The 13,376-nt window shown below is 36.6% G+C and carries 18 protein-coding genes; 11 read left to right on the top strand and 7 right to left on the bottom strand.

What is annotated here, in order from left to right; genetic code table 11:
• Positions 1 to 81 precede the first annotated feature (81 nt).
• From DZB84_RS11155 to DZB84_RS11125, 7 genes are all read left to right on the top strand, one after another.
• Entirely contained in the window at positions 82 to 252 is a 171-nt protein-coding gene (locus DZB84_RS11155) for a YpmA family protein (RefSeq protein WP_116352338.1), read from the top strand.
• A gap of 15 nt (positions 253 to 267) precedes the next feature.
• Entirely contained in the window at positions 268 to 741 is a 474-nt protein-coding gene (locus DZB84_RS11150) for a cell wall elongation regulator TseB-like domain-containing protein (RefSeq protein WP_116352337.1), read from the top strand.
• 19 nt (positions 742 to 760) lie between these two features.
• On the top strand, positions 761 to 1,942 hold the full coding sequence (locus tag DZB84_RS11145) for a pyridoxal phosphate-dependent aminotransferase (protein WP_116352336.1): 1,182 nt from the start codon (positions 761 to 763) through the stop codon (positions 1,940 to 1,942).
• Between the two features lie 152 nt (positions 1,943 to 2,094).
• A complete protein-coding gene (asnS, locus tag DZB84_RS11140) occupies positions 2,095 to 3,387 on the top strand; it encodes an asparagine--tRNA ligase (RefSeq protein ID WP_116352335.1) in 1,293 nt (430 codons plus the stop codon).
• Positions 3,388 to 3,521: 134 nt separating this feature from the next.
• Positions 3,522 to 4,232: a DnaD domain-containing protein gene (locus DZB84_RS11135; RefSeq protein WP_116352334.1), complete on the top strand. Its 711-nt coding sequence runs from the start codon at positions 3,522 to 3,524 to the stop codon at positions 4,230 to 4,232.
• Between the two features lie 25 nt (positions 4,233 to 4,257).
• Positions 4,258 to 4,917, top strand: a complete 660-nt coding sequence (gene nth / locus DZB84_RS11130) for an endonuclease III (protein ID WP_116352333.1) — start codon at positions 4,258 to 4,260, stop codon at positions 4,915 to 4,917.
• Entirely contained in the window at positions 4,910 to 5,263 is a 354-nt protein-coding gene (locus tag DZB84_RS11125; RefSeq protein WP_116352332.1) for a YpoC family protein, read from the top strand. The genes nth and DZB84_RS11125 overlap by 8 nt, the downstream gene beginning before the upstream one ends.
• A 33-nt stretch (positions 5,264 to 5,296) precedes the next feature.
• Here DZB84_RS11125 and DZB84_RS11120 read toward each other — a convergent pair whose 3' ends face one another.
• Positions 5,297 to 7,831, bottom strand: coding sequence for a PBP1A family penicillin-binding protein (locus tag DZB84_RS11120; protein WP_223254425.1), 2,535 nt, complete (start codon positions 7,829 to 7,831; stop codon positions 5,297 to 5,299).
• Positions 7,832 to 7,912: 81 nt separating this feature from the next.
• The gene (gene recU, locus DZB84_RS11115; RefSeq protein ID WP_116352331.1) at positions 7,913 to 8,524 is read right to left on the bottom strand and encodes a Holliday junction resolvase RecU; all 612 of its coding nucleotides are present in this window, start codon (positions 8,522 to 8,524) and stop codon (positions 7,913 to 7,915) included.
• 188 nt (positions 8,525 to 8,712) lie between these two features.
• Here recU and DZB84_RS11110 point away from each other — a divergent pair, with 188 nt between their 5' ends.
• The 4 genes from DZB84_RS11110 (at position 8,713) to DZB84_RS11095 (ending at position 11,229) form a co-directional block, all read left to right on the top strand.
• On the top strand, positions 8,713 to 9,732 hold the full coding sequence (locus tag DZB84_RS11110) for a DUF2515 domain-containing protein (protein ID WP_116352330.1): 1,020 nt from the start codon (positions 8,713 to 8,715) through the stop codon (positions 9,730 to 9,732).
• A 331-nt stretch (positions 9,733 to 10,063) separates the two neighbouring features.
• Positions 10,064 to 10,324 carry a hypothetical protein gene (locus DZB84_RS11105; protein WP_116352329.1) on the top strand — a complete coding sequence of 87 codons (261 nt, stop codon included), beginning with the start codon at positions 10,064 to 10,066 and terminating at the stop codon, positions 10,322 to 10,324.
• A 29-nt stretch (positions 10,325 to 10,353) separates the two neighbouring features.
• Positions 10,354 to 10,719, top strand: a complete 366-nt coding sequence (locus DZB84_RS11100) for a YppE family protein (RefSeq protein ID WP_116352328.1) — start codon at positions 10,354 to 10,356, stop codon at positions 10,717 to 10,719.
• Positions 10,720 to 10,833: 114 nt separating this feature from the next.
• A complete protein-coding gene (locus DZB84_RS11095) occupies positions 10,834 to 11,229 on the top strand; it encodes a YppG family protein (RefSeq protein ID WP_116352327.1) in 396 nt (131 codons plus the stop codon).
• Positions 11,230 to 11,279: 50 nt separating this feature from the next.
• Here the strand turns inward: DZB84_RS11095 and DZB84_RS24905 are convergent, their stop codons facing one another.
• The 5 genes from DZB84_RS24905 to DZB84_RS11075 form a co-directional block, all read right to left on the bottom strand.
• The gene (locus DZB84_RS24905) at positions 11,280 to 11,423 is read right to left on the bottom strand and encodes a hypothetical protein (protein WP_189655223.1); all 144 of its coding nucleotides are present in this window, start codon (positions 11,421 to 11,423) and stop codon (positions 11,280 to 11,282) included.
• Positions 11,424 to 11,437: 14 nt separating this feature from the next.
• Positions 11,438 to 11,686, bottom strand: coding sequence for a sporulation protein (locus DZB84_RS11090; protein ID WP_116352326.1), 249 nt, complete (start codon positions 11,684 to 11,686; stop codon positions 11,438 to 11,440).
• Between the two features lie 21 nt (positions 11,687 to 11,707).
• Positions 11,708 to 11,905, bottom strand: coding sequence for a hypothetical protein (locus DZB84_RS11085; protein WP_189655222.1), 198 nt, complete (start codon positions 11,903 to 11,905; stop codon positions 11,708 to 11,710).
• Between the two features lie 66 nt (positions 11,906 to 11,971).
• Complete coding sequence (locus DZB84_RS11080) at positions 11,972 to 12,451, bottom strand: Hsp20/alpha crystallin family protein (protein ID WP_116352325.1); 480 nt, start codon at positions 12,449 to 12,451, stop codon at positions 11,972 to 11,974.
• A 113-nt stretch (positions 12,452 to 12,564) separates the two neighbouring features.
• The gene (locus tag DZB84_RS11075; protein WP_116352324.1) at positions 12,565 to 13,260 is read right to left on the bottom strand and encodes a Crp/Fnr family transcriptional regulator; all 696 of its coding nucleotides are present in this window, start codon (positions 13,258 to 13,260) and stop codon (positions 12,565 to 12,567) included.
• Positions 13,261 to 13,376 lie beyond the last annotated feature (116 nt).

Raw genomic sequence — 13,376 nt, 5'->3', positions numbered from 1 at the left:
TGTTGTAGTACTACTATTGTTGCCCGATACGTGGAACGTATGAGTAGTAAAATTTGTGATGAATGAAGGGAGAGCTCTTGCTTGGAAAGTAAGATAGAAGTTCTATCGACCGTTAAAATTCAAAATACACCTGATTTATATAAAATAGTTGACTTATTAAATCGTACATTGAAGCATGAAGATCTCATGTTTGGTCTTGCGCTTGATCGAGATGATCAAAATAAAGCAGTATTTACAATTTATCGTACGTAAAGTAGTGAATAAAATATGAAAAAATGGATCATTGGGATACTCGTCGTCCTCCTTATCTTTATTATTTGGAGAGGAGTTAACATTTATCAATCGGCTCTTGAGCCGCTTAATAACGCTGCAGCAAAAGGAAACAAAATCGCACTTGAAAAGACGCCAATTGAAAAAATAGAAGATAGTTATACATATCTGGGGACAAAAGCATATCAAGTTGTCATCGGAAAAAATAATGAAGATGAAACAATAATTGCTTGGATTCCGCAGAAAAAAGGGGAAATCGTAACACGCTTTAAACGTGATGGAATTACAGAAAATAAAGCACTAGCTATTTTAAAAAGTGAGCGAAATCCACAAGAAATTCGTTCCGTTAAGCTTGGACTCGAAGATAATATTCCAATATGGGAAATTATTTATATTGATAGTGATAATCGTTTGACCTACCATAAGCTGTATTTTGAAAATGGTAAATATCGAAATTCAATAAAACCATAATACGTGGAGGGGAATACCATTGAAATTAGCAAACAGAGTAGCAGCCTTAACACCTTCTTCAACACTTGCTATAACAGCAAAAGCAAAAGAATTGAAAGCTGAAGGTCATGATGTAATTGGCCTTGGTGCTGGTGAGCCGGATTTTAATACACCAGATTATATAATCGAGGCAGCAGTAAAGGCAATGAGAGAAGGGCATACTAAATACACACCTTCGGCGGGATTACCTGCATTAAAACAAGCGATTTGTAAAAAGCTTTTAAATGACCAACAATTAGAATATAAAGCAAATGAAGTGATAGTTGGTTCGGGTGCAAAGTTTGTATTATATGCCTTATTCCAAGTTCTTCTAGATAAAGATGATGAAGTTATTATTCCAACACCTTACTGGGTTAGCTATCCTGAGCAAGTAAAGCTTGCAGAAGGTGTACCTGTATATGTAGAAGGTAAAGAAGAAAATCAATTTAAAGTGACTGTAGACCAGCTTGAAGCTGCAATTACAGATAAAACTGTTGCTCTAATCTTAAATTCACCAAGTAACCCAACTGGTATGCTTTATTCGAAAGAAGAACTGCAAGCTATCGGTGAATTATGTGTGAAGCATAATATTTGGATTGTTTCAGATGAAATATATGAAAAACTTGTATATTTTGGGGCTACACATACATCAATTGCGCAGGTTAGTGAAGAAGTGAAGGCAAAGACAATTATCATCAATGGTCTTTCTAAGTCACATTCAATGACTGGTTGGAGAATCGGTTATGCGGCAGGTCCACAGGAAATTATCAAAAGTATGACAGATCTTTCAAGTCATAGCATTTCGAATCCAACATCAATTGCACAATATGCGGCTCTAGCTGCTTATGAAGGCAATCAAGAACCGGTTGAAATAATGAGACAGGCATTTGAACAGCGTTTAGACGTGATTTACGATAAATTAGTAAGCATACCTGGCATATCATGTATCAAGCCACAGGGAGCTTTTTATCTATTTCCAAATGCGAAAAAGTGTGCCGAATTGACTGGTTATAATAATGTGGATGATTTTGCGAAGGCTTTATTAGAGGAAGCGCTCGTTGCAGTTGTTCCAGGATCCGGTTTTGGTTCACCAGATAATATGCGCTTATCTTATGCAACATCTTTAGACCTATTGGAAGAAGCGATTAAACGTATTCATACATTTGTTGAAGAAAAAATGTAGCATTCTTGATAATGGGGGACGATTCGATTGGTTCTTACGCAACCAAAGGAACGTCCCCATGGTATTTCTTGATTCATGAACTTAACAAATGTATAATGAAGTAGGTAAATTAGGCATTTATACATAAGGTTTACGGTTTTGGAGGGACAATTGTGAAAATAACTATTTCTGATGTTAATAAATATGTGGGTGAAGAGGTTAGAATCGGTGCTTGGTTAGCAAACAAACGATCAAGCGGAAAGATTGCCTTTTTACAGCTTCGAGATGGGACAGGCTTTATCCAGGGAGTCGTTGTAAAAGCAGAAGTGGATGAAGATGTTTTCCAGAAAGCAAAATCAATTACTCAAGAAACTTCTCTATATGTAACGGGTGTTGTAAGAGAAGATGAAAGATCTCCTTTTGGTTATGAGCTTACAGTCACTAATGTAGAAGTAATTCATGAGGCTGTGGATTATCCAATTACACCTAAAGAGCATGGGACAGAATTCTTAATGGACCATCGCCATTTATGGCTTCGTTCAAAGAGACAACATGCGGTTATGAAAATTCGTAATGAAATCATTCGTGCAACTTATGAGTTTTTCAATGACCATGGATTTGTAAAGGTTGATCCACCAATTTTAACAGGAAGTGCACCTGAAGGAACAACTGAGCTTTTTGCTACAAAATACTTTGATGAAGATGCATACCTTTCTCAAAGTGGACAGCTTTATATGGAAGCTGCAGCCATGGCTTTAGGGAAAGTATTCTCTTTCGGACCTACATTCCGTGCTGAAAAATCAAAAACAAGACGGCATTTAATTGAGTTCTGGATGATTGAGCCTGAAATGGCTTTTACTGAGCATGAAGAAAGTCTAAAAGTACAAGAAGAATATGTTTCTCATATTGTGCAATCTGTCTTAAAAAATTGTCAGTTAGAATTAAAAACCTTAGGTCGAGATACATCCAAGCTTGAAAATATAAAAGCTCCATTCCCTCGCATTTCTTATGATGAGGCAATTGAGTTTTTACATGAAAAAGGCTTTGATGATATTAAGTGGGGCGATGATTTTGGGGCTCCACATGAAACGGCTATTGCCGAAAGCTATGACAAACCAGTGTTTATTACAAATTATCCGAAGGGTATTAAGCCATTCTATATGCAGCCAGCACCAGATCGTGATGATGTAGTTTTATGTGCGGACTTAATTGCCCCTGAAGGTTATGGTGAAATCATTGGTGGTTCTGAGAGAATTCATGATTACGACCTTTTAAAACAACAGCTCGAAGCACATGGTTTAACAAGTGGTGCTTATGAGTGGTATTTGGAATTACGTAAATATGGATCTGTTCCACATTCAGGCTTTGGATTAGGGCTAGAAAGAACAGTTGCATGGATTAGTGGCGTAGAACATGTACGTGAAACCATCCCATTCCCACGTCTACTAAACCGTCTATATCCATAATTAAACAACATTTAGGGGACCTTCAAAAGAAGAAGGTCCCATTTATTTTATACAAATAAACCAAACCAAATATTTCTTTCTTAACCCTACTCTCAGGTCTCATGTTATACTAGGTTATGAAGAGGTGTTTGTACATGAAAATGGATAAATTAGTTGATTTATTCGAACAAGGCAGTATTTCAATTCCGAAAATGTTAATGTCCTCGTATCGACATCTACAGTTAAATGAAGAGGAAATGATGGTCCTATTCCATATATTAACCTTTATGGACAGTGGAAATTTCTTTCCTACACCAATTGAAATCTCAAACCGCATGACAATTACAGAAGAAAAGTGCATGGAAATCCTACGTCAGCTTATACAACGAGGATATTTAGAAATAAATGAAGGAAATGACGAGAATCGTGTCATCTATGAGAAATACTCAATACGACCATTATGGGAGAAAATGCTTCAGTATGTAGTTCAGCAAAACGTGAACGAAGAAAAAGAACTCGATAAACAGCATGAAATGGACTTGTATAGCATTTTTGAACAAGAATTTGGACGACCCCTTTCGCCTTTTGAATGTGAATCACTCGCGATGTGGCTCGACCAAGACCACCACGATCCGTCCATCATTAAAGCAGCCTTACGTGAAGCAGTCATGTCGGGTAAGCTTAATTTCCGATATATTGATCGAATTCTATTTGAATGGAAAAAGAATGGCATCCGTACAATTACACAAGCCCAAAACCATTCTCAAAAGTTTCGACAATATCAACAAAAGCAAAAACAAACAGATCAACCGCAGCAAGGAAATTATAAGCGTACAATCCCGTTTTATAATTGGTTAGAAAGTTAATGTATATAAGTTAAGGTGATATTTTATGTTAAACAAACAACAAATACGATTTTGTTTAGACACAATGGGGGAGATGTTCCCAGATGCTCATTGTGAGTTAAACCATAGGAATCCGTTTGAACTTGTGATTGCTGTTTCATTATCCGCCCAATGTACAGATGCATTGGTAAACAAAGTAACAGCCTCACTGTTTGAAAAATACAAAACCCCTGAGGATTATTTGGCGGTTTCCTTAGAAGAACTACAAAACGATATCCGGTCTATCGGACTCTATCGAAACAAGGCAAAAAACATCCGTAAATTATGTCAAATGTTGCTAGAAGACTATGGTGGCATCCTTCCACAAGAACGTGATGAATTAACAAAATTCCCCGGAGTCGGTAGAAAGACGGCTAATGTTGTTGTCTCCGTTGCATTTGGTGTTCCAGCGATTGCTGTTGATACACATGTGGAAAGAGTCAGCAAAAGACTGGGATTTTGTAGATGGAAGGACTCTGTTCTAGAAGTCGAAAAGACGTTAATGAAAAAGGTTCCTAAGGAAGAATGGTCTGCTACCCATCATCGGATGATATTCTTCGGGAGATACCATTGTAAGGCACAGAATCCCCAATGTGAAATTTGTCCGCTCCTTGAGGTTTGTCGAGAAGGCAAAAAGCGTATGAAGGGGAAAGAAAAGATTGGATAATGACAAAATCATCTCTGATATAACAGAAAAGTGGAATGCACGAAAAGAACATTTAACTAGCCTTTTCCGCAACAGAGATAAATCAGCAGTAAAGGTGCCAATGGATGAAGCGATTGATGCCTTTTTAACCTTTTTATTCGTAATGAATGGAAAGAGGCGTCCAGATAAAGAAATCTTTCAAGATGACCTTATTGGCTTGGAGTATAAACCAATTAATCTTGATGAGCGTCTTTCATTTATTTTAAAAAAGCCGAATCAATATCATTCATTTGTTCAATTAAATGAACTTTATCTTGAATTATTAAAGCTTTATGCCAAAATGAAAATACGTAAGTATAAAAAATAACGCACAGTTATGAACTGTGCGTTATTTTTGTTCCTATTCTCTATCTCCGTTAGTTGGTGGTAGTGGAGGGAAGATTGGAACTCCACCGTCACCTTCTCCGTTACCTTCACTTTCGCCACCAGTATCGCCACCGTTTTCGCCACCATTGCCGTTACCATTACCATTTCCCGGATTACCAGGAGGTAGTGGAATTTCGATTTCTTCTTCAGGCGGTTCCGGAACTTCTATCGTTGTGGAAGCTGGGTCACTGCGTTTTTCAGGATTTTCATCATTCACAACGGCTACACTGAATTTGTATATTGCCCCTGGGATCGCATCAGGAACCGTATAGGTTAATTCTTTCGTTGTTGTAAGAACTTTTGCAGGACCTTCGTCAATTGAAACACTAACCTCAAAGCTATTTCCTTCCATTTCACCTTCTGCATAAGCCCATGTTAAATTAATTTGATTTGTAACTTGGTCATACATCACATTAAGGTTTGATGGTGGATTTAGCTTATCGTATTTATCTGACACCTCAGTCGGCTCTGTACCTTTAATGAAATACTCATACACAATTTCATCTTTTGGCGTAAATTCGCTTGGAAGTTTTGCAGGATTAGATCCTTTTTCCACACCGACCTTCACCACTGTCTTCGGCATTACGAAATCCTCTGCTTCTTTACCTTCAGACAGATTAGTGATAATGTCTCTAAATAATTTTAACGCTAAGCTTTGTTCAGCAGGTAGGACTGCTGTTTGGTTATTTCTATATCCTGTCCAAATAGCAACGGTATAGCTTGGTGTGTAACCACTAAACCATATATCTGGAACACCACCAGCAGGAATATTATAGTCTTTCATCTCTTTTGAGGTGTAGTTTGTTGTACCCGTTTTACCGGCAATTTGCAATCCGGAAACATCATATCTTCGACCAGAACCAAAGTCCATAACGGATTTTAGCATGTCTGTCATCATAAAGGCTGTTGCTTCGGACATTGCTGTCTTTGGCTCAGGCGCAAGAACAACTTCTCGATTATCCGGGAAGACAATTTTAGTAACCGCATGTGGTTTAATAAAGTTCCCTTCGTTACCGAATGTTGCATAGGCACCAGCCATTTCAAGAGGGGAAATACCTCCTAACATACCGCCGATTGAATATGCTTCATTAATTCTTTCTTCAAATGTAATGCCAAGGTTGTTTGCAAATTCCGTAGCCTTTGTAACACCAACCTCTTGAAATGCCTTGAGTGCTGGGATATTCCTTGAATGAGCTAAAGCAACTCTTGCTGTAATTTGCCCCATAAATTTTCTGTCGAAGTTGTTTATAGGTCTTTTATCTGAATAGGTGTATGGCTCATCCTTAATTTGATGGTAGGTTGACCATTTTAAATACTCTATTGCAGGACCATAGTCCAAAATAGGCTTAATCGTTGAACCAGGTTGGTTTGAATTATCAAGAGCAAAGTTAACACGAGTATTTTGGGCTTGATTTCTTCCGCCACCTAATGCTCTAATTTCACCTGTTTTTGTATCTACGATTGCAATTCCGGCTTGAAATTGATCATCTGGAAATTGAATATCAGGATTTTCATTTGCCAATAATGAATCAACATGAGCTTGAGCCTCAGGGTCAAATGTTGTGTAAATTTTCACTCCTGCATTATACACATCAATATCGCCATATTCTTTTAGCTCATTTTTTACTTGATCCATGAAAGAATCGATAGGATGTGATTGTTCTTTTGATTCCACAATTGATGATTCAATTGGAACCTTCTTAGCAGCGTCTGCTTTCTCTTTCGTGATAAATTCATGCCTAACCATTAGATTTAAAACGATGTTTCTTCGCTTCTCTGCAGCCTCAGGATGGACGAATGGGTTGTAAATTCCAGGATTTTGTCCAAGCCCTGCAATAAAAGCAGATTCATGAAGCTCAAGTTCATCTAGTGGCTTACCAAAATATAATTCGGCTGCTTTTGCAACACCATATGTGTTACCGACACCGTAATAAATTTTGTTTAAATACATTTCAAGAATTTCGTCTTTCGAATATTTGCGTTCTAATTGGAATGCAAGCCATAGCTCCTGTGCCTTTCTTGTGAGCTTTTTCTCTCCTTCAACGAAAAAGGAATTCTTAATTACCTGTTGTGAAATTGTACTAGCACCTTCTGCACCAAATCCTTCGGTTAGGTTAGCGACAACTGCGCCACCAAGACGAATGACGTCTAAACCATGGTGTTCATAGAATCGAGCATCTTCAACTGCTAATACAGCATTTTTTAAATCATCGGGAATTTGATTAAGAGGGACATAAGTCCGTTTTTCTGCTCCGAATTCATAAATTTTATTTCCATTCATATCGTAAACCTTTGATGATAGTGGATCCTTAAGGAGGGATTCATCCAATTCCGGAGCACCACTTGCCATCACGAAAAATGTGGTAGCCCCAGCTACCATACCGATGATTCCAATTAATAGAATTATTAATACAATTCGTTTAAATAACGAGCCCTTAGACTTTTTTCGCTTTTTTTTCTTTTGATTTGCATGTCGACGCTCTTCACGTGATTGATATTTTTCAGACATACTTTGTTTCCTGCCTTTCAAAATGCTTTCCTATTATATGACGTATGATAGGAAGGATTTGTTTCATTCCTGGCGTATTTGCTATTCTTCCAAGTTAAAATAAAGCTTGTCAATAACCTTAATATAATCAATTCTTGGACGATAGCCAATAGTTAAATGATGACCAAACGTTTCGATTTCGTCTTTCGTAATCGATTTTCTGCCACCCTTCATTTTTCGTTCCCAAAAGGTCAAAAGGTGTTTTGCTTCTAGGTAATAGATTTCATCTAGCGTTGTAAAACGTAAGATCACAAAACAAATTCCATCATGTTTTAAACAATCGGACATATGCTTGATTTGGTGCTCGTGAAAATTTTGGAGCGGGAAGGAGGTTTTATTTTTTGTTTCCTTCGCTTCAAAATCAATATAACGACCTTTGTAAATGCCATTGTAGTCCGTAGTAGAAGCTAGCTTAAAATAAGCTTCCTTGATGACAGCAGCACTTCTTTGTGGATAATCCACATTTACGATTTGAACAGGTGTTGGTTTTTTATGGACAACCGCAATTTCCTGTTCCAAATAAAATTGATTGGTTTCATTTAAATCTTCTTCTAATGTCATCCCACGATTTCCATATATTCGTTGCTTGAGGTGTGGTTTATTTTTTACCTGCTGGGGCTTATATACTTTTCCATTTGGATAACGAAATTCCATACTCCCATCCCCCTTAAGACACCTATTATACCAAAAAAGTTTGTTAAATAGTTTAACGAAATTTAAACAGTTGGGTACAGGCGTATAGAATTACTGTCACTATACCATACTATTCGCCTGAAAATATACTTTTGGGGGCGTGGGGCTCTTCAGGATGGGATACACTAAACTGTAAGAGGTGTGTATGCATGAGCGAGATTGCAGAGATAGAAAAAATGGTAAATGAACGAAGGAATCGGGATATTCAATTAACGATAGAAGAGAAAGAACTTTTTTATAAAATAAATGCAAGGACAGCGAAAGGTAATCTTGACAATATTTCGAGGACCAAAAGTTACGCGAGCTTCTATCGAAGACATAATGAGATAAGATGGTCCTTCTTAGCAAGTCAGGTATCTCGAAATGCTGGTTGGAATATGACGGATCTTGAAGGGGAGTGGTTTCCAAAGATCCTTAGTAAAAAAGAGCGAAAAATTCTGTTTAGTACATATGAACGAGCAAATTGGCTAATTTTCTCCGATGCCTATCCACAGCTCTTAGTATACGAATATTCAAATCAAGTAGGAAAGCCTTACTTTCACATGCTTAAATTATTTTCTGTATCACGATTTATTGAAAGTGAATGGGAATATTACTGGAGGCATCGAGAAGGTAACCGTTTAGTAACTGCTCAAATCATTAATGAACAAAATATCATCCAAAAACCAGTTATTGAGCATCCATACTATAGGAAAAGGGTTTTTCAACGTTTTTTTTATAACCTGCAGGATCTTTTACACTTTAGTTCTGTTATTTTTCCAACACTTGAAGGAAGGTTATACGGTTTTTCAGTTCATCAATTCACAAAGCTGGATGCAAGAATTGAACTTGGTAAAAAGCTTGCATCTTTGTTATTTCATAACAGTTATTATGATCATTTTCTTAGATTTTCAAATAAGGTAGATCATACTGGCTCAAGATTTGATTATGAACAATATGTTTCGGAAAGAAGATTTCGTAATACTCCATTTTTACGCACCACTTATCCGATTATCAGGCATACACAAGATAATAGGATTGATTGGTATAGAGGAAACAGGTATGAGAAATGGTTTGACAAAGTAGAGCTAGATGAGCAGATTGAGCTTACAAATTGGTACTTAAGAAAGCAAAAGCAGATGCAAGTGGGGATTTTAATAGAGGAAATACTACGAAAAAACAAAGGCTGAACTCTTCAGCCTTTGTATGTATATTTATGTGGATGGTCGGTCAGGTCCTTCAAGTTTTTTGTCTCCATAACCAGGTGCTTTCTCTTCATTACGTTCTTGTTTATTTTTCTTTTTATCTTGCTTTGCCATGGAATCTTCACCTCCTACAGGTAGTGTGAGCATCTTTCATGGAAACCATTCTTAAAATGTATGAATCCATTGTCGAAAACAGGGATAAACGATCGGAGATTTCCGCTTTCTTTGACGAATGCAAACTAGTTTTGTCAAGCGTGCAGGAGTAAAAAAATCCACATCGAAATTACTTAAAAAGAGACCGTATAGGAGGGTGGATATGTTGAAGGATGAACTTACGAAAAAGAAGCATGTTCTTGAAAGTATTGATCAATTGCTTTCTACGTTAAACAAAATTGATGTGCAAATTCAGACAGAGGTAGTGAAGCATTTAAATGAAGAAGGAAACCGGAATTTTCTTCAAATGAAGCAGCTTGAAAATGAAATGAAATCATTACGTAATGAGTTTCATCATCAAAAGGATGGGCGAGTATCAGAAACCGATAAGGAGCATTCCTATCACTTAACATTAAGCTATTAAAGCGGTATGATAGATGTTGAGGTGAGAGAATGTATACAGAATTACTCGCGAAAACAAAAATGCTAAAGGATCTCTGTGATCAATCCCTTAAACGTTTAGAGGAAATTAAACAGAGTGAATCATATGAGGTAGATTTCTATAAAGAAGTAAAGCCCTTTGTCGATGATACGATGGCAATGGCGGACAATTGGAGAGAGTTGGCGGTTTCCTGGATTAACAAAGAGTTTCCTAAAAACCTTCACCCAAATCAGATTGATGCGACCCATGAAAACATCCAACATATCTCTATCCAAAGTTTTTATCAGGATACTAAAGTCAAACGCTTTAAAAATATGTACGAATCAGTCCAGTACGTTCTTGAAAATATCCTTGAGAAGGCAGCAACATCAAAATAAATATTTTTTTAAAAGATACCCTTAGCTAAATGGTATCTTTTTTTATGGGGATGAACACCTAACCTTGCTTTTACATAATCTATAAAAAAGAACATCACAGGAGGTTTGTTCCATATGTATCAATCCTTTGGCAGGAACAAAGCTTTAAGACCTTATGGTTATTCGTGGCCATTTTATGACCAGGCGACCTATCAACAGTTTTATGGAGGAGGCAATCAATCCCAATGGAATCCTTATTATCCTCCTTCATACATGCATTATAATATCAACAGTTATCCTGGATTTTCTTCATCTGGGTACCAAACACCCCAAACGCCTTATCCAACACCGTATCCAATTGGGATGGAACAGGGGCAGAAAAAAGGGGGAGGTAGCATCCTCACTCAATTTAAGAAAGATGATGGCACCTATGATATCAACAAAATGATGGACACAGCAGGTCAAATGGTCGGAACGATAAACCAAGTTAATTCAATTGTAAAAGGGTTAACGAAAACATTTAAGGTTTAGAAGTAAAAAAGAAAGCTGTCAAAAGGACTACAGCTTTCTTTTTACATAGTTTATCGCTTTTTCTTTTGTTCATTATATTGTTTTGCTAAAAGCTGTAATGCTTCATTATATGATAACCCAGAATTCGCATTGAGACGTTTGACTTCCTCTACGTCTGTATTTGAATATTGCTTGGTACTAAATCCTTTTACCATCTGCCCCACCTTTTCTAAAGCAATTCATATACTTCATTCAGTTGATTAACACGTGTAAAATCTTTTTCATCCATGGCATAATTGATTTCATCCGGAAGGATCTTGTTCAAAAATTCGATTTCTTCTTCATCTAAATCTCTAACCAATGCTTCCTCTGAGCGGTATTGGTTATTTATCAATTTTGTTAATATAGCACGACTTATTTTATTTTCATCACCATAATTTGAAATCGATTCTATTAAATAGCCTAACGTTTTGTCCATAATTTAATCACCATTTCATCTTTAGGATTCTTCGAAAAAAGAGGAAAATTCCTCATCATCAGATTCAGATTCTTTATAATAAGGGTTTTCATCGGTTGCGTTTTTTGGATCTAGATTCGTTTTAATAACAAGTATGGGCTCATCACTAGCCTCTGCAATAAACCTGTCATTCAGTTCTTTAAAATCCGGTAGATTTTGATTGCCTATCTTCTTCTCCACAATTACACCTCCTAGCCATATGATGCTAATCTTCCATCGAAAGTATGTAAAAAAGAGCATGTAATTTTACATGCTCTCATCAATCACTATTTTACGTCTTCTTTGTTTTGGGATGCGAATTTTGAGGACACCATTTACGTAAGAAGCGTTTAAATTATCTGTATGAATCGGATATGGCAATGCGACAGTTCGACTTGCTTTATTAAATGAATGTTTTTTTACATAATATTGCTTTTTTTCATTGGTTTCTTCTAATTCTTCAACATGATTTACAGTGATTGTCACATATCTTTCTGAATACTCGATATCGATTTGTTCTTTTTTAATTCCAGGTATCTCTGCTGAAATAATAAGTTCTTTATCTGTTTCATACATTTCCACGGGTATGGATGCAAAGGGAAACGGCCTTTCAAAGAAATCATCAAGGGTACCTAACAGACGTTTAATAGGTTGTTGGTTAAAGAATTCATTCATTGATTTCATGAGTGGACCGAATGACTCATTATCATATTTTCGGATTGGTTTATCTGACTTTTCGTCTTTCACACTTTTCTCCTCCCTAGACGGATTATCTACTCACACTATATTCATTTCCTTTTAAAATGTTTTTGTTTTGGGCATGAAAAAAGAACTGAGCGTAAATTGGGCTCAGTTCTGTCTTATAAGAATAATTCATCTTCTAAGGTTTCCGGATCAACAATAATATTCCCTTTTTCATCAATTTCGACAATATCTTTTTTCTTTAATTTTGTTAAGGTTCTGCTGACTGTTTCGCGGGTGGTTCCAATCATATTCGCTAAATCTTTATTCGTGAATTGTGTGGTCATCATGATCCTGCCATCTGAAAGCACTTTTCCATCTGTATTACAAAGGCGCATAATTAATTTAATAATTTGTTCATAAGTATTATTTAAAATTTGAGCCTCCAGCCGATTTTGAAGATCTACGATTTTCTCGCCCATTACGCGGAAAAGCTTAATGCTAACCTGTGGATGCTGTAAAAGAACATTTTCAAAATGGGAGATGGAAATAACCACTGCTTGTGTATCCTCCATAACAAGAGCATAAGCGGGATAATTCCCTTTTCGGAAGAAACCTACATGAGGGAACATGTCGCCATCCTTTTGGACTGTTACAATTTGTTCCTTCCCATTTATATCATTTTTGTATATTTTTACTTTTCCTTTATAGATAAAATAAACATTCTCTAAAGGATCATCCTGCATAAAAACATGTGACCCTTTTTTATATTGGCGGTATTGGGCAATGTTCACGATCTCATTTAATTCATTGCTTGTTAATTCTTTGAAAAGTGGCACCGTTCGTAAAACCTCAGTTATTTCAATCCGATTCATATGTATTCACTCCATATTATCACTAGTACTCTAAGTGTACCAAACTACTAGATTACAGGTAAAGTATTACCAGATCCCAGGCGAGAGAATTTACCAGGCTAAAAGGTCGTTGTATT

The organism is Bacillus sp. HNG, assembly GCF_003400205.1.
Lineage (GTDB): Bacteria > Bacillota > Bacilli > Bacillales > Bacillaceae_L > Ferdinandcohnia.
Note: the sequence above shows the minus strand (reverse complement) of the source record. Positions and strands in the feature narration are given on the sequence as shown.

Bases quoted from the DNA above. Each gene is read 5' to 3' on its own strand.
- DZB84_RS11150 (WP_116352337.1), top strand. From the start codon at position 268: ATGAAAAAATGGATCATTGGGATACTCGTCGTCCTCCTTATCTTTATT.
- DZB84_RS11135 (WP_116352334.1), top strand. From the start codon at position 3,522: ATGAAAATGGATAAATTAGTTGATTTATTCGAACAAGGCAGTATTTCA.
- nth (WP_116352333.1), top strand. From the start codon at position 4,258: ATGTTAAACAAACAACAAATACGATTTTGTTTAGACACAATGGGGGAG.
- DZB84_RS11120 (WP_223254425.1), bottom strand. From the start codon at position 7,831: ATGTCTGAAAAATATCAATCACGTGAAGAGCGTCGACATGCAAATCAA.
- recU (WP_116352331.1), bottom strand. From the start codon at position 8,524: ATGGAATTTCGTTATCCAAATGGAAAAGTATATAAGCCCCAGCAGGTA.
- DZB84_RS11110 (WP_116352330.1), top strand. From the start codon at position 8,713: ATGAGCGAGATTGCAGAGATAGAAAAAATGGTAAATGAACGAAGGAAT.
- DZB84_RS11105 (WP_116352329.1), top strand. From the start codon at position 10,064: ATGTTGAAGGATGAACTTACGAAAAAGAAGCATGTTCTTGAAAGTATT.
- DZB84_RS11100 (WP_116352328.1), top strand. From the start codon at position 10,354: ATGTATACAGAATTACTCGCGAAAACAAAAATGCTAAAGGATCTCTGT.
- DZB84_RS11095 (WP_116352327.1), top strand. From the start codon at position 10,834: ATGTATCAATCCTTTGGCAGGAACAAAGCTTTAAGACCTTATGGTTAT.
- DZB84_RS24905 (WP_189655223.1), bottom strand. From the start codon at position 11,423: ATGGTAAAAGGATTTAGTACCAAGCAATATTCAAATACAGACGTAGAG.
- DZB84_RS11090 (WP_116352326.1), bottom strand. From the start codon at position 11,686: ATGGACAAAACGTTAGGCTATTTAATAGAATCGATTTCAAATTATGGT.
- DZB84_RS11075 (WP_116352324.1), bottom strand. From the start codon at position 13,260: ATGAATCGGATTGAAATAACTGAGGTTTTACGAACGGTGCCACTTTTC.